General features: G+C 63.5%; 23 protein-coding genes. 10 read left to right on the plus strand and 13 right to left on the minus strand.

Features of this window, described 5'->3' with window-relative positions; all coding sequences use genetic code 11:
- Positions 1-114: 114 nt before the first annotated feature.
- From ACH6CV_RS00660 to ACH6CV_RS00670, 3 genes are read right to left on the minus strand one after another with little or no spacing between them, the layout of a single operon-like run.
- The gene (locus ACH6CV_RS00660; RefSeq protein ID WP_456356220.1) at positions 115-1,938 is read right to left on the minus strand and encodes an ABC transporter ATP-binding protein; all 1,824 of its coding nucleotides are present in this window, start codon (positions 1,936-1,938) and stop codon (positions 115-117) included.
- The gene (locus ACH6CV_RS00665) at positions 1,925-3,709 is read right to left on the minus strand and encodes an ABC transporter ATP-binding protein (RefSeq protein ID WP_456356221.1); all 1,785 of its coding nucleotides are present in this window, start codon (positions 3,707-3,709) and stop codon (positions 1,925-1,927) included. Before ACH6CV_RS00665 ends, ACH6CV_RS00660 begins: the two co-directional genes overlap by 14 nt.
- Before the next feature lie 13 nt (positions 3,710-3,722).
- Positions 3,723-4,454, minus strand: coding sequence for a hypothetical protein (locus tag ACH6CV_RS00670; RefSeq protein ID WP_456356222.1), 732 nt, complete (start codon positions 4,452-4,454; stop codon positions 3,723-3,725).
- Positions 4,455-4,779: 325 nt separating this feature from the next.
- Between ACH6CV_RS00670 and ACH6CV_RS00675 the strand changes: the two genes are divergently transcribed.
- The 10 genes from ACH6CV_RS00675 to ACH6CV_RS00720 all read left to right on the plus strand — a co-directional run bounded on the left by ACH6CV_RS00675 (position 4,780) and on the right by ACH6CV_RS00720 (position 15,778).
- On the plus strand, positions 4,780-5,187 hold the full coding sequence (locus ACH6CV_RS00675; protein WP_456356223.1) for a DUF3842 family protein: 408 nt from the start codon (positions 4,780-4,782) through the stop codon (positions 5,185-5,187).
- Positions 5,184-5,942: an ATP-dependent sacrificial sulfur transferase LarE gene (larE, locus tag ACH6CV_RS00680; RefSeq protein WP_456356224.1), complete on the plus strand. Its 759-nt coding sequence runs from the start codon at positions 5,184-5,186 to the stop codon at positions 5,940-5,942. The genes ACH6CV_RS00675 and larE overlap by 4 nt, the downstream gene beginning before the upstream one ends.
- Before the next feature lie 5 nt (positions 5,943-5,947).
- Positions 5,948-6,697, plus strand: coding sequence for a nickel pincer cofactor biosynthesis protein LarB (gene larB, locus ACH6CV_RS00685; RefSeq protein WP_456356225.1), 750 nt, complete (start codon positions 5,948-5,950; stop codon positions 6,695-6,697).
- Entirely contained in the window at positions 6,694-7,992 is a 1,299-nt protein-coding gene (gene larC / locus ACH6CV_RS00690; protein WP_456356226.1) for a nickel pincer cofactor biosynthesis protein LarC, read from the plus strand. Before larB ends, larC begins: the two co-directional genes overlap by 4 nt.
- 143 nt (positions 7,993-8,135) lie before the next feature.
- On the plus strand, positions 8,136-8,315 hold the full coding sequence (locus ACH6CV_RS00695; protein WP_456356227.1) for a hypothetical protein: 180 nt from the start codon (positions 8,136-8,138) through the stop codon (positions 8,313-8,315).
- 187 nt (positions 8,316-8,502) lie between these two features.
- On the plus strand, positions 8,503-8,868 hold the full coding sequence (locus tag ACH6CV_RS00700; protein ID WP_456356228.1) for a hypothetical protein: 366 nt from the start codon (positions 8,503-8,505) through the stop codon (positions 8,866-8,868).
- A 54-nt stretch (positions 8,869-8,922) separates the two neighbouring features.
- Complete coding sequence (locus tag ACH6CV_RS00705; protein ID WP_456356229.1) at positions 8,923-10,059, plus strand: hypothetical protein; 1,137 nt, start codon at positions 8,923-8,925, stop codon at positions 10,057-10,059.
- 229 nt (positions 10,060-10,288) lie between these two features.
- Complete coding sequence (locus tag ACH6CV_RS00710) at positions 10,289-11,302, plus strand: hypothetical protein (RefSeq protein WP_456356230.1); 1,014 nt, start codon at positions 10,289-10,291, stop codon at positions 11,300-11,302.
- A 47-nt stretch (positions 11,303-11,349) separates the two neighbouring features.
- Entirely contained in the window at positions 11,350-12,912 is a 1,563-nt protein-coding gene (locus ACH6CV_RS00715) for a helix-turn-helix domain-containing protein (protein WP_456356231.1), read from the plus strand.
- A 25-nt stretch (positions 12,913-12,937) separates the two neighbouring features.
- Positions 12,938-15,778: a hypothetical protein gene (locus ACH6CV_RS00720; RefSeq protein ID WP_456356232.1), complete on the plus strand. Its 2,841-nt coding sequence runs from the start codon at positions 12,938-12,940 to the stop codon at positions 15,776-15,778.
- Positions 15,779-16,178: 400 nt separating this feature from the next.
- Here ACH6CV_RS00720 and ACH6CV_RS00725 read toward each other — a convergent pair whose 3' ends face one another.
- The 10 genes from ACH6CV_RS00725 to ACH6CV_RS00770 form a co-directional block, all read right to left on the minus strand.
- Positions 16,179-16,544: an MmcQ/YjbR family DNA-binding protein gene (locus tag ACH6CV_RS00725; RefSeq protein WP_456356233.1), complete on the minus strand. Its 366-nt coding sequence runs from the start codon at positions 16,542-16,544 to the stop codon at positions 16,179-16,181.
- Between the two features lie 243 nt (positions 16,545-16,787).
- Positions 16,788-17,606, minus strand: a complete 819-nt coding sequence (locus ACH6CV_RS00730) for a PHP domain-containing protein (RefSeq protein WP_456356234.1) — start codon at positions 17,604-17,606, stop codon at positions 16,788-16,790.
- Complete coding sequence (locus ACH6CV_RS00735; protein WP_456356235.1) at positions 17,606-18,775, minus strand: phosphoglycerate dehydrogenase; 1,170 nt, start codon at positions 18,773-18,775, stop codon at positions 17,606-17,608. Before ACH6CV_RS00735 ends, ACH6CV_RS00730 begins: the two co-directional genes overlap by 1 nt.
- A 2-nt stretch (positions 18,776-18,777) precedes the next feature.
- Complete coding sequence (serC, locus tag ACH6CV_RS00740) at positions 18,778-19,866, minus strand: 3-phosphoserine/phosphohydroxythreonine transaminase (protein WP_456356236.1); 1,089 nt, start codon at positions 19,864-19,866, stop codon at positions 18,778-18,780.
- A 1-nt stretch (position 19,867) separates the two neighbouring features.
- On the minus strand, positions 19,868-20,437 hold the full coding sequence (locus tag ACH6CV_RS00745; RefSeq protein WP_456356237.1) for a hypothetical protein: 570 nt from the start codon (positions 20,435-20,437) through the stop codon (positions 19,868-19,870).
- Entirely contained in the window at positions 20,437-21,690 is a 1,254-nt protein-coding gene (locus tag ACH6CV_RS00750) for a DNA methyltransferase (RefSeq protein WP_456356238.1), read from the minus strand. Before ACH6CV_RS00750 ends, ACH6CV_RS00745 begins: the two co-directional genes overlap by 1 nt.
- Positions 21,691-21,724: 34 nt before the next feature.
- Complete coding sequence (locus tag ACH6CV_RS00755) at positions 21,725-22,288, minus strand: haloacid dehalogenase-like hydrolase (protein WP_456356239.1); 564 nt, start codon at positions 22,286-22,288, stop codon at positions 21,725-21,727.
- Positions 22,285-23,556 (minus strand): serine--tRNA ligase, encoded by a 1,272-nt coding sequence (gene serS / locus ACH6CV_RS00760; RefSeq protein ID WP_456356240.1) that lies wholly within the window; start codon positions 23,554-23,556, stop codon positions 22,285-22,287. Before serS ends, ACH6CV_RS00755 begins: the two co-directional genes overlap by 4 nt.
- 335 nt (positions 23,557-23,891) lie before the next feature.
- On the minus strand, positions 23,892-25,871 hold the full coding sequence (locus ACH6CV_RS00765) for an FtsX-like permease family protein (RefSeq protein WP_456356241.1): 1,980 nt from the start codon (positions 25,869-25,871) through the stop codon (positions 23,892-23,894).
- A complete protein-coding gene (locus tag ACH6CV_RS00770; RefSeq protein ID WP_456356242.1) occupies positions 25,864-26,631 on the minus strand; it encodes an ABC transporter ATP-binding protein in 768 nt (255 codons plus the stop codon). The genes ACH6CV_RS00765 and ACH6CV_RS00770 overlap by 8 nt, the downstream gene beginning before the upstream one ends.
- Positions 26,632-26,742: the final 111 nt, after the last annotated feature.

A 26,742-nucleotide genomic window follows, 5' to 3' on the forward strand; every position in this document is an offset into this window, starting at 1 on the left:
TATGTGGGCGCGAGGTGGCGGGCATGAGCCGCCGCCGCGCGGGATTTCATCGACGCTTACCTGGAATGCGCAGCCCTTTGGCGGGGCCGGGGCGCACAGCCCCCAACGTTCTCCCTACCCCATAACATCCTTGACCGCCTCTTCGCGGAATTGGTTCGCGTACAGCCGATAGTAATGCCCCTTGCGCGCGAGCAGGTCGCGGTGGATGCCCTGCTCGATGACCTTGCCGTCCTCGATCACCAGAATCCGGTCGGCGGTGCGGATCGTGGACAGCCGGTGCGCGATGATGAAGCTGGTGCGGCCGTGAAGCACCGTGCCGATCGCCTGCTGAATCGCGCGCTCGGTCTCGGTATCGACCGAGCTCGTGGCCTCGTCGAGCACAAACAGCCGCGGATTCGCGATCAGCGCCCGCGCAAACGAGATCAACTGCTTCTGGCCGGTGGACAGGCGGCCTCCGCCCTCGCCCACCTCGGTGTCGTAGCCCTTCTCGAGCGCCTCGATGAACGGATGCGCCGCCACCCTAAGGGCCGCTTCTTCCACCTCGCGGTCGGTGGCGTCCAGCCGCCCGTAGCGGATGTTGTCGCGCACCGTGCCGCTGAACAGGTGCGGCTCCTGCAATACGTAGCCCAGGTGCGACATCAGCCACAGCTGGCTGCGCGCCTTGTAGTCCACGCCGTCGATCAGGATGCGCCCGCCGGTCGGCTCGTAGAATCGGCACAGCAGGTTCACGATCGTGCTCTTGCCGCTGCCGGTCTCCCCCACCAGCGCGATCGTCTGGCCGGGCGCGACCGACAGGCTGAAGTGCTCGAGCACCTCCTGGCCGCCCTTATAGCCGAAAGACACGTCCTCGAACTCGATCGCGCCCTCCATCTCGGGCCAGTTTTCTTTCCTGGGCGCGAAGCTGTCGCCGTAGCGCTCCACCACCTCGGGCGAATCGACGATGTCGCTCGGGGTCTCGATCAGCGCCATCACGCGCTCGGCCGCCGACTGCGACGATTGCAGTTCGGCGAACACCCGCGCCAGGTTGTTGATCGGGTCGAAGATCTGCGTGGACAGCGTCATGAACAGCGTCAGCGTGCCGAAGGTCAGGTGGCCGTCCGCCACCTTGTACCCGCCGCGCCACAGCACCCAGGCCGCCGCCATCGACGAGATCGACATCACGATCGGCAAGAACAGCCCCGACAGCCAGGCCGCGCGCACCGAGGCAGCCTTCATGCGCCCGGTCAGTTCGGAGAACTCCTTGTAATTTTGTGCCTCGCGCGTAAGCGTCTTGGTGGTCTTGGCGCCCATGATGCCCTCGTTGAACGCGCCGGTGATCTGCGCGTTGGCCTTGCGCACGGCGCGGAAGCTCGAAAGGATCCGATGCTGGAAGAATGCGGTCACCAGCGCGATCAGCGGCAACGCGACGAGCACGGCGATCGCCAGCGCCCAGTCGACCGCCAGCATCACGCCCACGGTAATCAGGATGTAGCTCGATCCCCACACCAGGTCGAGCAGCCCCCAGCCGATCGTGTCGCCCAGCCGCTGCGCGTCGGAGATCATGCGCGCGATCAGGTAGCCGATCGGCGTCCTGTCGTAGAACGAAAACGGCAGCTCCTGCAGATGCACGAACGCGATGTCGCGAATCCTGTGCACCATACCGACCTCCACCCGGCCCGCGAAGAAGCAGAACCCGGCGATCGACAGCGTCTGCATGACGATCACCAGCGCGTACTTGGCGATGAACCAACCGATGCCCCGGGTGACGCCGCGCGCGATGAAGCCGTCGATCGCCTCGCGCGTCAAAAGCGGCAGCAGCACGTCGGTCGCGGCGGTCACGAGCATGCACAGCGCCACGCCCCACAGCTGGGCGTAGTAGGGCCGGGCGTATCTGAGCAGCCGCTTCCATATGGCCAGGTCCACTTTTTTGCTGTAGTCGACTTCCTCATACGCTTGCATCGAGTTCCTCCGTGAGCGCGCTCTGGATCCAATACACTTTTGCGTACAGCCCGCCCCGCTCGACCAGCTGTGCGTGGGTGCCCTGCTCGGCGATCCGGCCCTGATCGAGCACCAGGATCCAGTCGGCCTCGCTGAGCGTAGAGATGCGGTGCGATATGATGAAGGTGGTGGCCCTGCCCGCGCGCGCCTTGAGCGCCGAGCGGATGCGCTCGTCGGTCTCGGTGTCGACCGCCGACAGCGAATCGTCGAAGATCAGGATGTCGCTGTCCTTAAGCAGCGTGCGCGCGATCGCCACGCGCTGGCGCTGCCCGCCCGAGAGCGTCACGCCGCGCTCGCCCACCAGCGTGTCGTAGCCCTTCTCGAAGTCCTCGATGAAGCCCTCGGCGTGCGCGGCGCGCGCCGCCCCGACCACATCGGGCCACTGGGCGTCCGGACGCGCGAACGCGATATTTTCCTTGAGCGTGCGCGAATACAGGAACGCCTCCTGCAAGATCAGCCCCACGCGCGAGCGCAGGTGGCGCTTGTCGATCTTGCGGATGTCCACGCCGCCGATTGTGATGCGCCCCTCGTCCGGCTCGTACAGCCGCTGCAGCATCAGCATCATCGTCGACTTTCCGCCGCCGGTGCCGCCCAAGATCGCTACCGTATGGCCGGCCTTCGCGCAAAAACTCACGCCGCACAGCACGCCCTGGCCCCGGTCGTAGCCGAAATGCACGTCCTCGAACACCACGTCGCCGCCCAGGTTCGGCGTCAGCGCGTCCGGCTCGGCGGCTTCGGGCGGCTCGTCCATCACCTCGCCGATGCGCTTGAGCGACACCATCGCCTTGCCGAGGTCGGACAGGATGCGCCCGAGCTGGCGCACCGGCCAGGTCAGCATCGACACATAGCTGACGAACACGGTGATCTCGCCTACCGTGAGCTGGCCCTCCGCCGCCAGCGCGATGCCGTACACCAGCGTGAGGGCGGTTTGAAGCATGCTGATCATGTCGCCCGACGACCAGAACGCCGCCATCAGGTCGGCCAGCTTCTTCGACTCTTCGTACAGTTTGCCGTTGGCGGCGCGGAATTTCTCGACCTCATGCCGTTGGCGGCCGAACGCGCGCACCACCCGTGCGCCGCCGAGATTCTCCTGCAGAATCGCGCTCATCCTGCCCTCGGCCTCGTCCACGCGGGTGAAGTACTTGCGCACCCGGTGGAAGAACCAGAACGCCAGCGCGAACAGCGGCGGCAACAGCACCACCGACGCAAGCGTCAGTTGGGCGTTGATGCTCAGCATGACCGCAGCCGACGCCAGCAGCATCAGCAGCGTACGGAAAATTTCGACCAGCTGCGTGGACAGGAACTTGCGCACCGTCTCCACGTCGGAGGTGGCGCGCTGGATCAGGTCGCCGGTCTGCGCCTTGACGTGATAGGCGTAGGGCAAGCGCTGCAAGTGATCGTATAAGCGGTTGCGCATCCCCTCGGCGATGGTCTCGCTGGCCTCGGCCGACCATTTCGCGCGCAGGTATTGGCACAGCCCGCCGAACGCGCTCAGCCCAACCAGCAAGAGCGCCGCGATCCACAAATTTGACATGAGAAAACCGCGGCCGCCCAGGCGTTCCACCCACGCGCCCAGCGCGCCCGGCAGCCGCAGCGGACGTACGCTGCCGATCACCGCGTCGATGGTCTCGCCGAGCAGGAGCGGCGTTAAAAAGCCGGCGCACACCGCTCCGGCCATCGCGGCCACCGCCGCCAAGTAGCGCAGCAACTGGCCCCGCGAACACGCGCGCATCAGTTTCCTTCCGCTATCCAACGCCGGCCACCGCCCCCGCCTTTACGGTCAATTGGCATCCGGCCCCGGCCTCGAAATAGCCGTTCACCGCCTCGCGCCCGTCGCGGTTCACCACCAGCATGCCCAGCTTGTAGGGGCCGTCCTCGTAGGCGCGCACCGAGAACACCGCGCGGAAATCGGCGCGCTCGAGGTTCTCTCCGCGCTCGGGCGGATGCTGCACACCGCTTGAGCCGGGCAGCACCTGCGCCTCGTAAAACCGCTGTCCGCTGCTCGAGCGGGGCGATGTCACCAGGTAGATGCGGCTGTGCTGGGCGTCGAAGCCGTCGAGGAAGGCCCAGCCGGTCACCACCACCGAGCGCTGTCCGTCGGCCTCGCTCACCTGGATCGAGGTCAGCTGCCCCTCGCCCGCGGCACTTGCATCCTTGGGCATCATCATGCGCGCGTTTTGCACAGAGTACATCGACAGCGGCATCGGCGTGCTGGCGGGCGGCGGCATGCGCGTGGGCAGCGGCGTGGGTGTGACGACGGGCGCGGGCCTGGGCGTGGGTTCGGGAATCGAATAATCGCCGTCCTCCGGAAAGCGCGCGCGCAGCGGTGCGTCCTCGGGCAAGACGTCGGTGTAGTCGTAGCGCGTCAGCATGCCGATGCCGACGTAGGTCGCCACCACGAGCGCGGCCAGAGCCAACACAAAGAAGGCGACCGCCGCGCCCTTCCGCTTGAAATCCCCGCCCCTGCGTCTCGCCATGCCACCCGCTCCTTTGCCAAACGCATACGTTATATCATACAGTGCGCCTGCGAATTTGTCAATCGGCGCCGCCCGTTGGCAGGGTCGCTTCAAGCGCGTTTTCTCTGCAATACTGTTGACTTTCCGGTGGGCACAATGGTATGATACTTGATAGCGGGTTCTTGAGAATCCAGGTTCAGCTGAAGCCGGGCGCACGGATTCCACCCTATGCAGATTGTGTTATGAAGGCACGGCAGAGCCGAGGCCGCAGAAGCGGTTTTGACCTGTGCGCGCCTGTTTTTGTTGGCGGCGGCGCTTGCGGAGGAAATTCAAACGGAGGAAGACTATGAAAATACTGGTGATCGACGGCCAGGGCGGCGGGATTGGCCGGGCGATTGTAGAGCGGGCGTCAAAGGTGCTGCCGGAGGCGACGCTGATCGCACTGGGAACAAACGCCCTCGCAACGGCGGCGATGCTCCGGGCGGGCGCGCATCAGGGCGCGACCGGCGAAAACGCCATCCGCGCGCAATGCAGGACGGCCGACGTCATCGCAGGGCCGATCGGCATCGTGCTGGCCAACGCCCTGCTCGGCGAAGTTTCCGCGGAAATTGCCCGCGCGGTTGCGGATTCGCCCGCGCAGAAGCTGCTGATTCCCTCCGAGCGCTGCAATATCCACGTCGCGGGCACGAGAAGGCAGACGCTGGACGAGGCGATTGCCGAGATTTTGGACATCATGCGGGAGATGATACAATGAACGAGGCGGTGGAGCGCCTGGGCAAATTCTTCGAGGAATATCCAAGGATGGCGCTGGCCTTCTCCGGCGGCGTCGATTCGGCATACCTGCTCCATGCCGCCGTCAAGGCGGGCTGCGACGTGCGTCCCTATTATTTGCACACCCAGTTCCAGAGCGCGGTTGAGCTGGCGGACGTGCGCAGGCTCGCCGCCGATTTGGGCGTCGAACTGTGCGTAATCGAAAAGGACATCCTTGCGAACGAAGCGGTGCGCAAAAACCCGGCCGACCGCTGTTACTTCTGCAAGCGCGCGCTGTTTGCCGAGATCCTGGACGCCGCGCGGCGCGACGGGTATGCGCTGGTCGTCGATGGCACCAACGCCTCCGACGACGTGTCCGACCGCCCCGGCATGCGGGCGCTGCGAGAGCTCAAGGTGCGTTCGCCGCTGCGCGAGGCCGGGCTCTCCAAGCCGGAGATCCGCGCGCGCTCCCGCGAGGCAGGGCTGTTTACCTGGGACAAACCGGCCAACGCCTGCCTGGCCACGCGCATCCCGACCGGCGTGGCGATCGAGGCGCAAGCGCTTCACAAGGTCGAGCGGGCGGAGGACGCGCTGCGCGCGATGGGTTTTTCTGACCTGCGCGTGCGGGTATTCGCAGGGGCCGCGCGGCTGCAACTCCCCGAGGGCCAGATGGCGGCAGCGCTGCAACGGCGCGGCGAAATCCTGTCCGCGCTGTGCGCCGACTTCGAAGCGGTATTGCTGGATTTGAAGGCGAGGTAGTCAAAATGGACACGCTTGTGCTCTTAAAGCGCGTACAAAGCGGCGAGCTGTCGCCCGAGGAGGCGCTGGTCCGCCTCAAGGCGCAGCCCTTCGAGGATCTCGGCTACGCGAAGATCGACCACCACCGGGTGATTCGCCAGGGGGCGGGCGAGGTGATCTATGGCGCGGGCAAGACGAGCGAGCAGATCATCGGCATTGCTCAGCGCCTGATCGGGGACGGCAGGCGCAACATACTCATTACCCGACTGACACCCGAAAAGGCCGAAGCGGTCTGCGCCGAGGTGGATGCCGCCTATGACCCGGTCTCGCGCATCGCCATCGCCGCGCCGCAGGAGCAGGAGCGCCGCGGCGGCATCGTCGTCGCCACCGGCGGCACCAGCGATATGCCGGTGGCCGAGGAGGCCGCGCTGACTGCCGAGGCGCTGGGAAGCCGCGTGGTTCGGCTGTATGATGTGGGCGTTGCCGGACTCCACCGGCTGCTTGCGCATCTGGACGAACTGCTTGGCGCGCGCGTGGTCGTCGCCATCGCCGGCATGGAAGGCGCGCTGGCCAGCGTCGTCGGCGGATTGGTGGACTGCCCCGTCATCGCCGTGCCCACCAGCATCGGCTACGGCGCCAGCTTCCACGGCGTGGCGGCGCTGCTGTCCATGCTCAATTCCTGTGCCAGCGGCGTGAGCGTGGTGAATATCGACAACGGCTTCGGCGCGGGCTTCCTCGCACACAGGATCAACACAATGGAGGGAATCACGCGATGAAACTCTTGTATCTCGAATGCGCCATGGGCGCGTCGGGCGATATGCTGATGGGCGCGCTGGTCGGTCTCCTGGAAAATCCGGAGGAGTTTGTGCGGGAGATGAACGCGCTGGGGCTGCCCGGCGTGCGGGTGCGCATGGAGCCCTCGGTTAAATGCGGAATCACCGGCACGCACATGTCCGTGACCGTGCGCGGCGAGGAGGAGGAGAGCCTCGACCACCACGGCCATGCGCACGATCACGGCCACGACCACGATCATCCCCACGACCACGATCATCCCCACGACCACGGGCATGACCATCCTCATGTCCACGATCACCCGCACGGCCATTCCCATACCGGCATACGCGAGATCGAACATATCCTCGGTGGTCTGCCGGTGTCTGACGCGGTGAAGCGGGACGCGCTGGCCGTGTACGCGCGCATCGCTCAGGCCGAATCCGAGGCGCACGGAAAGCCCGTGGAGCAGATTCACTTTCATGAGGTGGGCGCGCTGGACGCGGTGGCCGACATCGTGGGCGTGGCGCTGCTGATGGAGCGCCTCGCGCCGGATAAGGTCGTCGCGTCGCCGATCAACACCGGTTACGGTCATGTGCGCTGCGCGCACGGCGTTCTGCCCGTTCCCGCCCCCGCGACGGCATCGATTCTGCGCGGCGTACCCATCTATGCGGGCGGTGTCGAGGGCGAGCTGTGTACGCCCACGGGCGCGGCGCTGCTGAGGCACTTTGTGCGCGAGTTCAAACCCATGCAGCTCATGGCGACGGAGAAAATCAGCTGCGGCATGGGCAAAAAGGACTTCCCCGTGGCCAACTGCGTCCGGGCCTTCTGGGGGGATACGCAGGCGGAACTGCCCCGCATTGCCGAAATCCAGTGCAATCTGGACGATATGTCGCCGGAGGCGATTGGCTACGCGGTGAACTTGCTCCTTGAAAACGGCGCGCTGGACGCCTTCACGACGCCGATCTTCATGAAGAAGAACCGCCCCGGCGTCCTGCTGACCTGTCTGTGCAACGAGCCCAACGCGGAGGCGTTTGCCCGCCTGATGCTCAAGCACACCACCACCCTCGGCGTACGCAAGACCATACAGGAGCGATATACCATGCTGCCCCATGCCGAAACCTTGGAGACCCGCTTTGGTTCCGTCCGCATGAAATACTCGCAGGGCTATGGCGCGCAGAAGCGTAAGCCCGAGTATGACGACGTCGCAAGGATTGCGGCCGCGTATGACCTCTCCATCACGGATGTCCTCGCGGAAATCCTCAAGGCCGACGCGCAATCATACCAATCGAAATCATAAACGCGCAAATGGTTGAGACTGCATAAAACCCTGGCGAGGGCGCCGGGATTTCGCGGGGAATGCGGGCCCAAACGCGCAAGCGGCCGCATTTGGCAACCGGCAGACCATTGACAAACCCAGCGTGCGAGAGAGCGGCGCTGGGTTTGTCAATGGTCTGGGCGGCGCGCAGCGCCGTTCATCCTCTACCAATCGGCATCATGAACGCGCCGGACGGACTCGGGCACTTTGCCAGACTGGCTTCTTGGGACCTCAGGCAAGCCGCCATCGGCGATCTGTCGGCGCTGCGGACGATCCCCACGCCGCGCTCGGCCGCGCGGAGCTAAAGACATGCGTACACGGGCGAAGGCGCATATGGGCGGCGTGGGCTTTTCTATTGTATTCGAGCAGGCAAGGGAAAAAAGTCGCGATAGTGGGCCGACAGCTCACCAATTTTCGTTTTGGATTTGGTATGCTATTGGCAATGACAAAAGCGCAATGCGATTTGCTCAACGAATGAAGGGAGAAAACACAATGGAAAGCAAGCAATCCCGCTTTGTGACCAAGTTTCAGGCGAATTTCCACAAGGCCATCGCCCTCATCAGCCAAACCCTCGGTTGGCTGTTCTTGCTCGGCATGGGCGGCGCGGCGATGAACGATAGAGGCAACACCAACTGGAACGGCGCGATTTGGGGCGTGCTCGTCTGCGTCTATCTCATCGTCATTGGGCGCTGGGCGTACAGGGTCTATCGGGGTGGTGAAACAACGCAGAAGTCCGCGATACGCGTAGTCAGGTGGCTGAACCTCGTCAGTTTCGTGTTCTTCCTGCTGGGCATCGCGTTTCTCATCGGCAATATCATCGACCCGTACCTCTACCGGAAACTGGGCCTCGACCTTTGACCTGAAATGCTTGCCGTCGATCGTTCCGGAAAGGCTAGACAAGGAGGCAATTCGATGAAAAAGCCATTTGCCATCGCGCTGTCACTCGTGCTCGCGTTGGGCGCGCTGCCCGCGTTCGCTGCGGAAAGCGGCGGTATCGCTCTGGAAATCAACACGCAAGAAGAAGCCGACGCGCTCTATACGCAGTACGCCGACACGTTCAACGGCAAGGACGTCCGTCTGAGAATCTCCGGCGACCGTGACATCTATATCCCCTTCCTGCTGCGCTTCTCCTTTGGCTCGCTCGCGCTGGATGTGCCGGCACTGAGCAGCAGCATAGGCACATCGGTAAAAACGATCGAAAACCTGACGGAGCTTGACAGCCAGGCAAACATATTCAACGGCGACGACGCCGAGGCGCTGCACACGCTCACCTCGCGATTCGAAACGGCGGATCAGGCGGTCGATGTCGCCCAAATCGGCATATACGCGCCCGGTCTTACATCATGGACGCTCGCGTTTTCCTCCGCGAAGGGCTGTAACGCCTACCTGTCGCGCGGCATTTGCCTGCCGGAATCGTTGTCGACCGTCGTCATCACCCTGGACGGGCAACCTGTGATTCCGCAGGAGGAATTTGCCGGCCAACTCATCGCCGCGCTCAAGGTCGCCAATCCACAGGCGACGCTCAACGGCGCGTCCGTGGCAGACTTGGACGAAGCGGCGGGGCTTGACGAAGAAGCCATCCCGCGTGTGCGCCAGATCTCTGCCGATGTGGCGCTGTATGGCCTCTATCGCCAAATTGACGATAAAAAGATGCCGGAGCTTCCCGGCGATCCGGTGCTGGGCAGGAAAATCGCAGTGCTAATCCATGACAGCTCAACCTTTAAGACCTCCCTGGAAAGTATGCTGTCCGGCGAGGCTTTTTACGGGCTGCCCCGTGACCGGTTGGCTGCGAGCATGGACGAGGCGGATACAGCCGTCATCGTGTATCGCGTTGGCAAGCTGGTGGGCCGTTATACCAACGGCGTGCTGGCGTTTGGCACATCGACGATGGTCGCCGTCGTCGATCTCGCGCGCGGCGCGATGTACGCGCCCTACGCCGCCGCCTATGAAGCGCCGCCCTCGACGATCAACCGCTTCGGCAGCAATACCGGCAGGTTTCTGCCGGAAAATGCGCTTACGAATATCGCCCGATTGCTGGAAGCGAGCTAAGGCCAACCGGAACCATGCCCGCATCCATCAGGCGGCGTCTTTCCCCCGGCCGCAACGTGCGTCATGGCGGTACGGAGCCGGAACAAGCCGGCGCCGCCAAGCTCTATCGATATAGGCACATCAAGATCGTTCCGGATGGAACAATCTTGCAAAAGCAGGTCTGCCCATGCGGCTGAAATGCCGCTTCGGCAAAGGCGGCAATCCGATGGATGAAGGGAAGGAACCGAGAATGAAGAAGTTGATTCCAGTCCTCATGGTCATCGCAGTGATGGCATCCTTCGCATTTTCACAGGCGCGCGCTGAGAACGCCGCGGTTGCAGGCGTTACGAAACCCCTTGAGCCGCCAACCGTCGCCGCCAAAGGCTTTAGCTGGCCTGCTCCCGCCGAGGGAGAAAGGTTGTATATTGGCGAAGCGCATGTGTCGCAGGCCAAGCGGATGTACATGGCATTCGTCGTATCCGCAGATGGTACAACGCTCCATGACCTGACGATTCATTCGGAGGGCATCGCAATTGAATACAAAAGCGGCGGCGGCGTTACGCGATTGACAGGCGGTTCTATCACCGAAAAGACAAGCGGATCATTGTCCGTTGGCCAAACGGCAATCGATATCGATTTAGGCGAGACGCAGATCGATGATCTGGCCATTACGGGCGACACGGCCTCCTGCACGCTGGCCTATGTGTATCGGCACACGGACGCCCATACGGGCACGCCCATCAGCCTTCCGTTTGATGTCGCCACGATTATGCTGGAGAATTACTCCCTTGTGGGGGCCCCGACCGCAAGGCCCGCCATCCAGCCGCCAACCGCCGCCGAGATAGAGCGGCGGGGGTTTAAACTGCCGGCCCCGGCAGATGGCGAGAGCGTATATATCGGCGCGGCAAATGTCTCACAGGCAAACAAGTTGTACGCTGCGTTTATCTTATCTGCCGATGGCACACAGATACATGATCTGACAGTCTACATTGCGGATTTGTCCATCAAGATTAAATCCGGCAACACCGTAACGCAGCTGACGGGCGGTTCCGTTACGGGAATGTACAGCGGTCTCTACGATGTCGGTGAGAACGCTTCCGCCATCAACCTGGGAAAGACGCAAATCACAGATTTCGTCGTTACAGGCGATACGGCTTCCTGTGTGCTGGCCTATGTCTACCATTATTCCGGTTCGCCGGGTTCCGGCGCTTCATCCGCAGATGTGCCCTTTGACATCGCAGCGGTCTCCTTCCAACGTCAATAAGCCGCTTTCGGCTGTGAAATGCTTCAAAAAACGAAAGGGGCCCATCCATGCGCGAGCCAAACCACAACCTGAAATCCGTCCTCGAACACCTTGGACTGACCAACCTCGCGGTGGCCAAGGCCATCGGCGTTGATCCCTCCTCCGTGAGCCGTATTCTATCCGGGCAACGGCGGCTGCCGGCCGCCAGCCCGCAGATGGAGGCGCTTGCCGATCATATCCTTGTTCAAAGTCGGCGGGTGGCGGATATGGACTGGCTCAAGGCGCAGTTTCAGGCGGCGGGACTGCCAACCGATATCTCAACCGTCTATCGCTTCAAGCAAAACCTGATCATGTGGCTGGCGACGGACGGGAAGAAGCTGCGCAGGAATCTGGGCGCTTCCCTTCCCAGCGACATCGCGGGCGGCGCTCCGCGCGCGCCGAAACAGACAGCGCCGGAGGCGTCATCGGCGCAAAGCGACGTGAAGATCGGCCTCGTGGAAATCGTATTTGCCCTGCGCCCCGCGCTCGCCGCGCTGAAAAAGGGCGAGGCGGTGAACATCTTTCTCTCCAACGACCGGCTGACCACGGTGACGAACGAGGATGTATCCGCGCTTGTGTGCCGGATGATCGCGGAAAACGGCCTGTACGTCAATATGGTGGTCTGCGTTTCCGGCGATACGCGGGCCATGTCAAAGCTGTTGGACAGCTACATGAGCACGCTCATCTCCGGCCATGTGAAGCTGTCGGTGGTGCATGGCATGACACAGACCGTCACCAGCTCCATGCATATCCTCATGCAAAATGGCTATGCCATGCTGGTGACGGAAACGGCCGGGGCCGCCGCTCCGCCCATCGCCACGGTGATCCGCAACGCGGACTTTGTGCGGGAAATGCAGGATAGCTTCGCCGCCGCGGCCCGCTACGCGCAGCCCATTTTGAATATTTACAACGACAACTTCTCCCGAAACATCCTGGAAATCCTCTATATGGAGTTCTGCACGCCCGGCGCGCTGGATATCGTCAAGGACAGTTTGAATCCCCTTTATATGAAGCCGAAAGCCTATGACCGATTTCTGCGAACGCGCGGACATGCACAGGCGGAATATGCTTGGCGCAGCGCCGAGTTTGTGCGCTTCAAAAACGGCATGGACGCCGTGCTGAAGGCCGGCTCCCCCTACCGCGAGATCATTTCCCTCACGCGTCTGAACGATATCGCTCTGCGCGGCTCCTGCCGGATGGCCGGGCTGTATTTCATGGAACTGGGCTACATAGACCTTGACGCGGAGGGCTGCGCCGCAATTCTGACAGGCTACATCGATTACTTGGAGCACGAGCCGAATTTCAATCTGCTGATTCTGGACGACCTGTCTATACTGCATCAGAACAACTGTTGGCATATTAAGCAGAACCAAAGCATTGGCATCAACCACTGGCAGGGGCGCGAGCCGGTGATGATACACTCCGACCAGCTCATGCTGTTGCGGGAGTTTCAGGCGCATTTTGACAAGCTGTGGGAAGACGGGCAAAAGGCGGTAGGCAATCGTGCGAACGTAATCAGCATATTGCAGGATGTCGTTAGGCGATTGCGCGCGACATGTGATTCGTTTTCGGCCCAAAACAACGGACAATAATATATAGAAATGGGAGGATACAGACATGCGGCGGATGAGGATATTCCTATCAACGATCCTTACGGCGGTACTATTCGTAGGCGCTTGCGCCCACGCGGAAACCGGGTTTACGAAGAGGGAAATTGAAACGCTGGATGCGTCCGTGCCGTTTGACAGCGACTTTGGGCGGATTTCGATTGCGTCGGTCAACGAGAAGCCCATGTTCGCCCCGGCGGGCATGACGGATGAGCAGCGCGCGGTGATGATTTCGCTCTCCATGCCGCCCGCGTTTCTCGACGATCTGAAAGCAAAAGGCGCGGAAATCTCCTCCGAGTTTTTCCTCCTGAGCGCGGAAGGGCTATTCAAGCCCGGCGCGGTCACGCAGATGGACGGCGAGGATGGGTTGATGACCGTCAACCTCATCATCGCCATTCCCAAGGCCGGTGCCTTGGAGGATCATCGCCTTATCTTCAATGGGCAAGCGCGGACGCTTGTTTTTGCGGATGACGCCGAGACCGTCCCGGCCCACGCGGAGGGCGACGTCGCCTTTACGGTGGGCGGCGTGGTATACACCGTCTGTCGACTCGATGATGCGCCGGCCCTTGCGCTGCCCAACCGGCTGGACGGCCACGAAGGCCATGCGGTCGCGTTTTCCTACACGGTTCCCGCCGCGCAGGCCAAGGACGCCAACGCGCAGCTGTACTCGAACACATGGCTGCTGCAACCCGACGGCCGGGAGGTGCACGTCTACTCAAACGCCGATAACCTGGGCAATCCCTACGAGCTGTATTTCGGCCTCTCGGACGGCGTGCTGCTCAACGAATGCGTGCTGGCCGTCCGCACCGACGACGGCGAAAAGCTGTTCGCGCTGTCGGACGATGCAAAGGCGGCGTTCGAGGCCCGCGGCACGGCGTATCCGATCGCCGAAGCGGGTGCGCAGCCGGAACCCGCGGCGGCACCCGCGGAAGAACCGGGTGGGATGAGCGAGGAAACCGATGCCCTCCAGGCGTTTGCCGGCGACTGGGTGGGCAGCACAGGCAATATCGACCTGTCTTTCACAGTCAACGCGGACGGCACGGGCCTTTATACCTTTGAGCAGAACGGGTATACGGAGAGCTACGATGTCGCGCTGAGCGCCGCGTCGGAAACCTTCACCGTGGACATCCCGGCAGACAACAAGCTGGGCATCGTCACCTGCGAAGGCGGGTATCAATACGCCGACGGCGCGCTGACGCTGGATGTCCGCACCACCTTCAAAAGCGGTCGGGTGTTCGAGTACACCATCCCCTGCCGGCGTGTGGAAGCGTCAAACGAGCCGACTGCATTTCACGACGACCAGTCCAAGCCGGCCCTCCCAGAGCATGCGAGCGTCACCTTTGAGGGCACGGCATACGACATCCGCGTGACCGATATCGCTCTGGACGACAACGGCAACCGCTCGATCACCATCGACGGCTTCGGCGAAGCATTGCACATCCGCAGCGGCAAGACCATCGCCCACATCCAGCTGGAGATGCTGGCGGGCGGGACGACCTACAAATGGTCGAACCTGTCGGTCAAGAACGGCCGGGCCACCTTCTCGTTCGATACGGCACTATACCCCGAGACGATCTACGCGTACAGCTACGACGACGACACGCGCGTAGAGATGCGTGTGGCGGCCGAAGCGGCGCCGGCCGCTGACGCGCCCGCACCCGAAGCCGCGCCGACTGCGGAACCGGCCGCCGATATGACGGAGGCCGTCTCCAATCTGCTGTCCGAACTGGCGCAATCGGAAGCCGCCGACCCGTGGCGGCTGGCGATTTACCAGGCGGGCGCGCAAACCGTGACCGGCGACGGGCAAGCGCTGTCGTTCCTGTTGCGCTCCTTCAATCCCGGGTTGGATCGGCTGGGGAACTACGATGCCGGCAAGAAGGCCTACCTGGACGGCCTGCTGAGCAACGTCAGGGCCTATGACCTGGAGGTAAAGCTGGCGCTCGAGGACGGCGCGATCGGGGCGGACGCGAAGGAAACCATTCGGGACGCGGTGGGAAAGGCGGCATCGGCTGCGAAAACGGCGTTCGATCAGAAGGCGGTGCGCATCGCCATCGCGGATTACCTCTTCCCCGCACACGAAGATGCCGACGCCGAACGCGCGCCGCTGTTCCGGGCGCAGGCCAAGCAATCGCTGTCGGTCGCCGGCGGCCCGCACGCGCTGTCGCTGCGCTGCAGCGGGGCGAACCCCGAAAAGCTGCTCGAAGCGGCGCGCACCAATGCCTACGCGGCCTTCGCCAAGGTGTCCGGCGCCAATCAGAGCGAATCGGCCGCCATACGGGAAGCGTTTCTGAGCGCGCTGGCGGCGCGCGCGGCGGAGGTTCGGAAAAAGCCCGACGAGGAATTCACGCTGACGCTGGACATCGACGACCTCGCGCAGGACGAAGTCGGCGACTACGACGCCTACTTGAAACGATACGCCTTCGACGAAGCGCTCGACGCGCTGGCCGATCAAGTATACGGTTTGCCCGACGTTCCGGCGCAGGAATTCCCCAAGAGCGGCCGCGTCAGCGGCTCCACGAAGGGCACCAAGGTCATCGTCAAAGCGCCGGACGACCAAAAAGGGCGCTATATCCAGCTTCGCCACGACGATACCGGCGAGGTGGCCGTCACAGGCTTCATCCGCTCCGGCAAGTCCTGCACGGTGCGCGTTCCCAAGGGGCAATACCATATCCTGGTCGCCAGCGGCGCGACCTGGTACGGCGAGAAAGCGCTGTTCGGCGACGCCGGTTCCTACAGCCGTACCGAGGCGTTTGAGGTGCTTGGCGGCAACTACTACCACACGATCACGCTGGGGGGCGTCACGGACGGGAACATGTCGTCCTACGGCGCAGATCCGTCGGACTTCCAATAGGGCAAATCGAACCGCGGCACGAAGCATCATGCCATCACAATAACGGGGAGGGCTCATGCCAATCGAAACCGTTCATGCGCTCATCAGGCGAGTGGATTTTTCGTCCTGGCGCCGCTCGGCGGCTCGGTACCGCACGGTGCGGCAGGGGAAAAGACGCCGCCTGATGGGCGCGGGAACGGTCGGAATTGGTATGGGCACGATCAAGAGAATCGTTTCGAGTCTGCGGCGTACTTTTTGTACTGTGTGACAGAAAGCGCCCGCCTCGGCCGCGGATGCCGCGATGGAATTGGGGTTTTCCAGCAGCAACTGCTTCGCCGGGGGTGTTCCGCCGGCACCGGAGATGCCCGCCGAGGGCGTTCATGAGGAAAAGGCGGCATCGCCATAACGGCGCGTTCCCTCATTAGGCGATCTCCCCTATCCCCTCCCGCACCCGTTTGGGCAGCGACATCAGCACCGCCCGGTAGGCGTCGTCGGCCATGTCGCGCACGATGGCGTCGGGGACTTCGCCGGTCAGGTAGAGGCTGTTCCAGTGCAGCTTGTTCATGTGGTAGCCGGGGATGATGGCGCAGGGGTATTGGGCGCGCAGGAACTGGCCGAAGGCCGGCTCCAGCTTCATCGTGTAGATGGGCGTACCGCGCCCGTCGCCGCCGGCCATCATAAGCATCTTGCCGCCGACGAAGTAGCGCGTGGCCTCCCACTCGGGCTTGTAATCCCGCGTGACGCCCGGCTTGTCCAGCAGGTAGGCGTCCAGCCAGTCATAGGGCATGCACATATCCCCCCGCTTGATCGAGTTCCGCCGTCAGGTCGCCACCCCACCCTTCCAAGGAGGGGAATGGGGTCCCCCTTTTAGGTAAGCGTTGGTTCTAGCACGCGTGCGGTGGCGAGGGGAATTTTTGCCGGATTGGGCTTGCAAAATCCGAAGGCGTAGCAGCGCTACGTCGAGGATTCTGCGGGCCCGAGCTGGCGAAAATGCAACCGCCACCGCGCGTGGGATTTGATCAGCGGTTACCTAGATCGAGTATTCGACGAATCGTTGCTCCCCCGTTCCCAGCGCCCAGGCGGTCTTGTAACCGGCTGCGCGCAGCAGCGCGTAGGCGCGGTCGTAAGCGGCGTCGAGGTGCTGCGTGTCGTGACAGTCGCTCGACACGATCGCGCGCCCGTCAAGCTCCCGCCAGCGGCGCAGGAACTTTAGCGACGGGTAGATCACGTCGCGGTAGCCGCGCGCGGTCGCGCCGGTGTTGATTTCGAGCAGCGCGCCTGTCGCCGCCATGCGCTCAAGCGCGCCGAACCCCGCGTCCAGGAACCGGGGCGAATCCCCGTCGAACAGTTGCCCGTCCCCGTTATGCTTGACCAGCAGGTCGAAGTGGCCGATGATGTCGGGCCGGTAGTCGGCGACGAAGTCGGCGAATTCCTCAAAATACCGATCGGCCAGCGCGTACCAGTCGCCGCCGAATTGGCGCATACAGCCCGCGAGCACCGTCTCGCGCGCGGCGTCGACGGCGAAGAAATCCGCCCCGTCCACGATATAGTGCTTCGAGCCGATCACATAGTCGTAGCTTGCGCGGTCGGCCGCGCCGTATTGGTCGCGTTCGACACCCAGCCACAGCCTGAGCCGCCCCGCGAGCTGCGCCTTGAGCGCCGATACCTCGGCGATATAGGCGCGCTCGCTTTCCGGGCTGAGCCCGTAAATCGCATCAAAGGTCTGCCGGCCGTGCTCGGACAGCCCGAGGCTGTGGAATCCCTTCGCAATGGCCGCCTCGGCCATCTCGAGCGGGGTGCCTTTGCCGTCAACGTAGCGCGTGTGCGCATGGGGCGTGGACAGCAACATCACCAGCACCTCACGCCGTACACGGTGTCGAGCGCCTTCATCTGCGCGGCGATCTCCTTCTTGCGCTCGAACACGTCGTCGAGGTCGAGCACGGTATAGGCCAGCTTATCGCGCGATTTGTTGACCATCGAGGCGATATTGATGCCGTACTGCGACAGCACCGCGGTCAGGTTGCCCACGACGTTGGGCACGTTCCGGTGCAGCACGGCGACGCGGTGCCCCTCGACCGCCGGCAGCTCGCAGTTGGGGTAATTGACCGAGTTGCGGATGGTGCCGTTCCTGAGGTAGGCGTCGATCTGCCGGCCGGCCATCATGATGCAGTTGTCCTCGCTCTCGGGCGTGGACGCGCCCAGGTGCGGGATGGCGATCACGCCCTTGCGGCCGATCAGGCCGTCCGACGGGAAGTCGGTCACGTAGACGCGCAGCTGGCCGCGCGACAGCGCGGCGCACACGTCCTCGTCGACCACCAGCTCACCGCGCGACAGGTTAATCAGCACCGCGCCCGGCTTCATGCGCAGCAGCATTTCCTCGTTGAACAGGCCGCGCGTCTCGGGAAGCAGCGGCACGTGCACCGATATGTAGTCGCTCTTTGAGATGATCTCCATCTGGTTCTTGACGCGCGCAATCGCGCGTGACAGCATCCACGCGTGCTCGACCGAGATGAAGGGGTCATAACCCAGCACCTCCATGTCGAGCGCGTGCCCGGCGTTGGCCACCAGCGCGCCCACCTCGCCGAGGCCGATCACGCCCAGCGTCTTGCCGCGCAGTTCCGGCCCTATGAACTGCTTCTTGCCCTTTTCGACGAGCGCAGGCACCTCGTCGCCCCGGCCGGCGAGCTCCTTCACCCATTCGATGCCGCCCACCACGTCGCGCGAGCCCAGCAGCATCGCGGTGACGGCCATCTCCTTGACCGCGTTGGCATTGGCGCCGGGCGTGTTGAACACCACGACGCCGCGCTCGGCCAGCTCCGCGACCGGGATGTTGTTGTAGCCGGCGCCGGCGCGCGCCACCGCCAGCACGCTGTCCTCGAGATCCATGTTGTGCATGTCGGCGCTGCGCACGATGATGGCGTCCGGGCGCGGCACGCTGGGCGCAACCTCGTATTCGTCGTCGGGCAGGTAGTCGCGGTAGACCGGCGAAATCGGATTGAGCGTCTTGATTCGAAACATCGTCAATGCCTTCTCTCAAATTCTTGCATATAATCCACGAGCGCCCTGACGCCCTCGATCGGCATGGCGTTGTAGATGCTGGCGCGCATGCCGCCCGCGGCGCGGTGCCCCTTGAGCCCGCTGAGGCCGACGGCCGCCGCGCCCTTGACGAACGCGTCGTCGAGCGCCTCGTTACCGGTCCTGAACGTGACGTTCATCCGCGAGCGGAAGGGCACTTCGGCCACGCCCTTGAACAGGCGGCTCCCGTCGAGGCAATCGTAGAGCAGCTTGGCCTTCTCGATGTTGATTTGCTCGATCGCGGCCACGCCGCCCTGGGCCTTCAGCCATTTGAGACACAGACCGCACAGGTAGATCGCGTAGGTGGGCGGGGTGTTAATCATCGAGCCCGCGTCGGCCATCTTCTTCCAATTCATGATGTTCGGCGTGATCTCCATCGCGCGGCCCAGCAGGTCGCGTCTCACCACCACCAGCGTGACGCCCGCCGGCCCGATGTTCTTCTGCGCGCCGGCGTACATCACGCCGAACTTCGTGATGTCGTACACCTCCGACAGGATGTTGGACGAGGCGTCGGCCACAAGAGGCACGCCCGCGGTATTGGGCAGCTCGGTAAAGCGCGTGCCGTAGATCGTGTTGTTGGTGGTGATGTAGAAATAGTCTGCGTCCTTGTCGAAATCGGCTTCATTCCAGCGAGGGATGCCGGCGTAATTTTGTTCGCGCGAGGAGGCCACCACGCGCACATGGCCGTATTTTCCGGCCTCGACGATCGCGCTGTGCGCGAAGTTGCCGCTGTCGATGTAGTCGGCGGATTTCGATACGGTCATAAGGTTCATCGGCACGCCGGCAAACTGGGCGGTAGCCCCGCCCTGCAGCAGCAGCACCTCGTACTCGTCCGGCAGCGCCATCAGCTCCCGGACGAGCGAGACCGTCTCGTCGAAGATCGCCTGGTAGGCCTTGCCCCGGTGGCTCATCTCCATGACCGACATGCCGCTTCCGCCGTAGTTGGTCATCTCGGCGGCCGCGCGCTCGAGCACCTCCAGCGGCATCGTCGCCGGGCCCGGCGCAAAGTTGAAAACCCGCTTATCGCTGCCCATGTTACCGTCCTCCCCGCTTTTCGTAATGGTAGGCATCCAGTTGTTCGTACATCCGCTCCTCCTCCGAACCGGCCGACACCATCTCGACGTCGGTCAGGCGAAAGGTCATCTCGCTGCATCGCTCGCCCATGAAATCGACCGGCCGAAGCGTCACGTACAGGTCGTTGACCTGCGAGGCGAATCCGGCGTAGGTCTCGGTGGCCGTCCACAGCGTAACCACGCGCCCTTTATCCTGCGCCCATTCGAGCAGGCGCTGCAAAGCGTCCTCGTCGCTTGAGACCGTGAACTTCTGCGCCTGCTCGCCCGCAAGGCGCATCAGCAGCTCCAGCCGCTCGGCATACAGCGCGTCGTGCGTAACCTCGAGCACAGCGGTCAGCCGGATTGCGAAGAAACCGTCGGCATGGCCGTAGGGCGTGATCGAGGAAACCAAGGACGTGCGCGCGCCCACGCTCTGCACATACCCGGCGATGAAATCGTCGGGGTTGTTGGGGTCGGTAAACACCGAGGCGACCGCACCGTCCTTCATCAGCTCCTTGAGCTGGTAACTGATATAACCCACCGCGTTGTTCATCAGATTTCCATACCATCCTTATCCAGTTCAAAGTACATCGCGCGGCCCAACACGTCGTTCAGCCGGATCGCCGGCGTGCCGGTCAGCACCGGCAGCCTCAGCCGCGCGGACAGCGCGGGCTTTTGGAGCGTGCGCGCCTCCTCGGCCATCTTGAAGAACACGCCGTCGCGCAGGTAGCCGACCGCCCAGTTGTCGAGCGCGTCCAGCCCCGGGAACACCCGCGTCGACGCGCCGTTTTCCATCTGATAGCGCGTGAGTTCCACCTCGTAGTAGCCCACGCCCACCAGCGCGCGCGCCTCGACCGACGGCCTACCCTGCGCAGGCGGGGCAAAGTAGCTGACGTTCGCACCCATAAGTCGCCGCCTTATCACGTGCATCGACGGCTTGCCCGCATCCGCGCCCGCGAACCGCCGGCCCATCGACCAGGCCACGGCCAAGGTGGTACCCGAACCTGCGAACAGGTCCATCACCAGGTCGTCCGGCCGCGTCGAGCAGCCGATGATCCGTTCGAGCAGCCGCGCGGGCTTCTGCGTGTCGTAGCCGGTGCGCTGGGGGTCCTTCTGATGCAGGTGGCTGACGTCGTCCCACACGTCGCTCGGGTAGACCGGGTCGTCGTCGTAGTAGGTGTATACCTTGCCGCCCGAGCGGATCGAGCGGTACACCCGCCCGTCGGCGTCCACGTGCCGCTTCATGTGGTTGCGTCGCGCCTCGGGGTTGACCATGCCGGTCGCCTTGATGTTAAAGAAATAGCGCGCGCCCTTGCGGTAGAACAGAATCACGTCGTGCTTGCGGCTGAAATAGCGCTTGGCGCGCCCGCCGGTCTGATAAGTCCATATGATCTCGTTGAGCAGGTTGTGCTCGCCGAACACCTCGTCCATGAGCAGGCGAAGCTGGGCGTGCATCCGAAAATCGATGTGCAGGAAGATCACGCCTGTGTCGTGAAGCAGCGTGCGCGCGCCTTCAAGCACGGCGCGCATCATGGCAAGGTACGCCCCCCTGTCCTGATCGTCCTCGTAGGCGGTCAGGGTCAGCGACGGATGGCCGCCCTTCCAGTCCTTCTCGCCCACGCGCATCTTCATCACGAACCGGTTGCCGGTCGCAAACGGGGGATCGAGGTAGATGCATTGCGCCTGTCCCCGGTAGCGCTCAAGCAGCTCCGGCATCATGGCGGCCGCATCGCCCAAGAAGAACGCGCCCGGCGCGCCCTCGCCCACCTGGCACTCCTGTATGACGTCTACTGGCGTCAGCCGCATCGAATCCCCCTTCCCCGCCAAGGCGGCTTTCGTATCAATCGTCCGGCCACGCGCTTACCCGTTTGCCCTTGACGAGGTAGGCCCGCTCGGCCAGCCGCGCCATGGGCGCGTCGCTGAGCGAGTCAGAGTAAAACGCGAACGGCCGCACGGCGTGTTCGTCCAGATACCTTCGCACCTTTTCCTCGCCGTGGCAGTTCTCGCCCGTGTAGTCGCCGGTGCGCGCGTCCACGCGCGAGGCGATCAGCGTAGCGATCCCGAGCGAGCGGCACGCGGGCTCGAGCAGGAACTCGGGCGAGGCCGAGATCACCACGTCGCCCTCCGCGCGCCGGTCCAGATACCAGCGCTTGACGCGCCCCATGTTCGCACGCCAGAACGCGCCGAGCAGCGCTTGCGCGTCGATCCGGGGCAAGATCGCCCGGTACAGCGCCTGCTTGGCCTCAGTCTTGGACAGCCGCCTTACGGCGTACAGCAGGAACGCCCGGCCGACCCGGGGCAGCGCCGCGGCGAGCGACGGATGCCGCGCGATCGCGTAGCGCAAGAACCGCGCGGTCGCGTCGCCGTCAAAAATCGTGCGGTCAAAATCGTAGACGTTGATCACTTCTTGTACAGGCGGTCTACGCCCATGTACTTCCTGAGCGCCTCGGGCACGATCACGCTGCCGTCGCCCTGCTGGTACTGCTCGACGATCGCGGGCATGAGCCGGCTGGTGGCCAGGCCCGAGCCGTTGAGCGTGTGCACGAACTCGAGCTTCTTGCTGTCCTTGCGGCGCAAGCGGATGTTGCCGCGGCGCGCCTGGTAGTCCATGGCGTTCGAGACCGACGAGCACTCCTTGTACTCGTTCATGCTGGGAATCCACAGCTCGATGTCGTAGGTGGTGGCCATCGAAGCCGAGCAGTCGCCCGCGGCCAGCTTGCTGAGCTGATAATGCAGCCCCAACCCCTCGACCAGCTTGCAGGCCTTTAGGATCAGCTCCTCGAGCATCGCCTTGCTGTCCTCGGGCCGGGTGTAACCGAACATCTCCACCTTGTTGAACTGGTGGCCGCGGATCATGCCGCGCTCGCTGGCCCGGTAGGCGCCCGCCTCGCGCCGATAGCAGGGCGTGTAGGCGAACAGCCGCTTGGGCAGTTCCTCCTCGTCGAGTATCTCGCCGCGGTACAGGTTAATCAGCGCGGTCTCGGCGGTGGGCAGCATGAAGTGGAAGCCCTCTTCGTCCACACGGTACACGTCCTCCTCGAACTTGGGGAACTGGCCGGCCGTCAGCCCGCATTCGTAGGTCAGCATATGCGGCGGCAGAATGAAGGTGTAGCCGTCCTTTATGTGCTCGTCGATGAAGTAGTTGAGCAGCGCCCACTCGAGCCGCGCGCCCTCGCCGGTGTACAGCCAGAACCCGTTGCCGCCCATCTTGACGCCGCGCTCGTAGTCGATCAGGCCGAGCTCGGTGCACAGGTCGACGTGGTGCTTGGGCTCATAGGGGAAGCTGGGCTTCTCGCCGAACACCTTGATTACCCGGTTGTTCTCCTTGCCGCCCGCGACCACGTCCTCCGCCGGCAGGTTGGGCAGCGCCTGCACGAAGGTCTTGATCTGTTCCTCGAGCGCCGACTGCTTCTCGTCCATCTCCTTGACGCGGTCGGCCATCGCCTTGAGCGCTTCCATCAGCGCTGCGGTATCCTCGCCCCGCTTCTTGAGCATCGGGATGTCACGGCTCTTCTTGTTGCGCTCGGCCTTGACCGCCTCGTTCTCGGTCAGCAGCGCGCGCCGCTCGGCGTCCCAATTCAGCAGTTCGGTGAAATCGGCCTCGTAGCCGCGCTTTTGCAGCGCCGCGCGCACCGCTTCGGGATTGGTTCGGATCAGGTTGATGTCCAGCATGTGATGTAAATCCTCCCGCAAAATCTTGAAAAATGAAAAAGCCCGTCCCTGCGATATGCGCAGGGACGGGCGCAATGCCCGCGGTGCCACCCCGATTGAGCGCCTTCGCGCTCCACCTCGTAAGGCGCTGTATCGGGCGCGCCCGCCGGACTCCTCGCCCGAATGCTCCCGGGTGGAAGACGCGGCGCGCGCCCCCGGCTCGCACCGCCCGCCGGTTCTCTGAAAGCGCTAAGCAGTCTGCGAAGACTACCTGACCCGTCCGTCCCGTTCATCGCTTGGGGTTTATTATAGCATGGTTTTGGGTGTTGGCAAGCTTTCCGGGGGAATTTTAACATTTATGCCCGCTCCGCCGCGGACACGATTTTGTAGTAGGTGCGCGCGGTCAGCGCGTAGATGGCCAGGTACAGCGCGGCGAAGATCGCGAGCGACACAGCGGTGCTCGTCGCGAACAGCGGCACGTTTGTGAGGCTCAGCACGCGCAGCAGCCGCGTAATCATCGGGAAGGCGAACGAGACGTGGATGCCCGCCGCGATCAGCGGCAGGAAGAACACCATGAGCACCTGGCGCCGGATCGCGGCGCGCACCTCGCGGCGGCTCATGCCCACATTTTGCAAGATCACGTAGCGCTCGCGGTCGTCGTAGCCCTCGGACAGCTGCTTGTAGTAGATGATCGAGCCGGTCGCCATCAGGAACAGCGTGCCCAGCAAAAGCCCCAGAAAGAACATGCCGCCCCACAGCCGGCTCACCTGATCCCGAAAGTCGCCGACCGCGTCCAGCATAACCCCGTCGATCGTCCCCGCCGCGCCGATCAGCTTTTCCTGCGCATCCTCGGGCAGATCGAACGCGTACAGCGCGCGCGGGTTCGACGCCTTCTCGCCGTAGGCGGCTTTTTGAAGCGCATCGATCCGGCGCACGACCGCCATGTCCTTGACCGCGATCATGTAGGTGTCCGCGCCCATTTGCGTGTCGGGGCGCGAGGCCAGCGCCCGATCGTCCACTTCCATCCGGCGCACCGCGAATGCCTGCCCGAGCACGCTCATCCGGTCGTGGGGATAGTGGAAGCCGTTCGATTCCAGGATCAGCGCCTCGCCGTCGTTCAGTTGGGCCGGCTCCGGCAGCGCGTCCGCGATGTCCCCGATCGGGATGAACGTCAGCTTGGCGGCCTGCGAGTCCACGGTCGCCCGCTCGATCTTTTCAAACGCGTCGCCCGAGCGCATCGCGCCGAATTCCAGATAGTTGTACGCAAGCGCGTTGCGGGGCTGCTCGTTTAGCCTTTTAAGCGCCGGTCTCAGCGCCTGCCCGAGTTTGTCGAGGTCGACATCCACGCCCCTGGCCATCACGTCGCGCGGGTAGTGGTTCAGCACCATATCCTCTTTTCCGACGTACAGCGACACCGTGCTCGACCAGGTGACCAGCAGCATCGTGGACAGAATGCAGATGCTGGCCAGCCCCGCCGCGTTTTGCTTCATCCGGTAGATCATGCCCGACACCGGCACGAAGTTGCGCGTCTTGTAATAAAAGCGCTTGTTCTTGCGCAGCAGTTTGAGCGCGGTCACGCTGCCCGCCGTAAACAGGCAGTAGGTGCCGATGATTACCAGCACCACCGCGACGAAGAAGAACGTCAGCGCGACGATCGGATCTTTTATGGTGACCGCGAGATAGTAGCCGGCCCCCAGCGTCGCGACGCCCAGCAGCGCGATCAGCCAATTGGCCTTGGGTTCCTTCTCGCCCACGCGCCCACCGCGCAGCAACTGTGCCGGATCGACCGTGTGGATTTGAAACAGCGCGCTCAGGAAGGTCAGCAGGAAGATCACGCCGAAGACGATCAGCGCCAAATGAACCGCGCCGAGCGGCACCTCGAAGCCCATGACGGCGCTCACGCCGAGCAGCTTGAGCAGCAAAAGCGCCGCCAGCTTCGACAGCAGGATGCCACCGCCGATCCCGCCCCCGAGCGCCGAGATCGCGACGCAGACGGTCTCATAGAACAGCACGCGCGCGACGTGCTTTTTTTCCATGCCCAGGATGTTGTACAGCGCGAATTCCTGCTTGCGCCGCTTAATCAGGAAGCTGTGGGTGTAGAACAGGAACAGCAGCGCGAACAGCGCCACCACCCAGGTGCCCAGCGTAAGCATCGCGCGCAGCGTATCTGCGCCGTAGGCAAACTGGCCGCCGATCATATTGCCCTGCGCCAACGCGCTGAGGATGTAGAACATGGCGATCGTGCCGACGCAACTGAGCAAATACGGCACGTAGTGCCGCCGGTTGGCGCGGACGTTCGAAAGCGCGAGTTTGATGTAGAAAAACCCCTTACGCACGGCTGTCACCGCCCGTAGAAAGCCTCGTCAAGGTGTCGGCAATCTTTTGATAGAACTGGTCGTCGGTCTGGTCGGCCTTGTACAGCTGGTGGAACAGCTGCCCGTCGGCGAGGAACAGCACCCGCCCCGCGTGGCTGGCCGCGCGCAGCGAATGGGTGACCATCACGATCGTCTGGCCGGTCTGGTTGACCGCGCCCAGCAGTTTTAACAGCGATCCCGCCGCGCGCGAGTCCAGCGCGCCGGTCGGCTCGTCGGCCAGCAGCAGTTTCGGCCCGGTAATCAGCGCGCGCGCGATCGCGGCGCGCTGCTTCTGCCCGCCGGACACCTCGTAGGGGAATTTGTTCAGGATGTCGCCGATCCCGAGCGACAGCGCGAGCGGGGCAAGCCGCACCTCCATCTCGCGGTAGTCCGTGCCCTTCAGCACCAACGGCAGCAAGATGTTGTCGCGCAGCGAGAAATTGTCCAGCAGGTTGAAGTCCTGAAATACGAAGCCCAGGTTGTCGCGCCGGAACGCCGACAGCGCCGCTTCCCCGATCGCCGCCAAATCCGACCCGTCCACGCGCACCTCGCCGCCCGAGGGCCTGGTCAGCGCCGCCATGATGTTGAGCAGCGTGGTCTTGCCGCTGCCCGACTCGCCCATGATGGCCACGAACTCGCCCGGCTCCACTTCAAACGATACGCCCGTCAGCGCCTGCACCTGCGCGCCGCCCAGGCGCGCTGTGTACGTCTTTTTCACATGATTGACCGATAGCATCGGCATTCGTATGACCTCCCTTTTTGGGGTAGCCGCCGATCCGAATCGATCGGCGGCTACCCGGATCATACACAGTATAGCGCGTCTTGCGCCCGCCCGTCCTTCGCTTTGGCTTAC

This window comes from Anaerozeibacter quisquiliarum (genome assembly GCF_051162045.1).
GTDB classification, from domain to species: Bacteria; Bacillota; Clostridia; order Christensenellales; family Aristaeellaceae; genus Anaerozeibacter; species Anaerozeibacter quisquiliarum.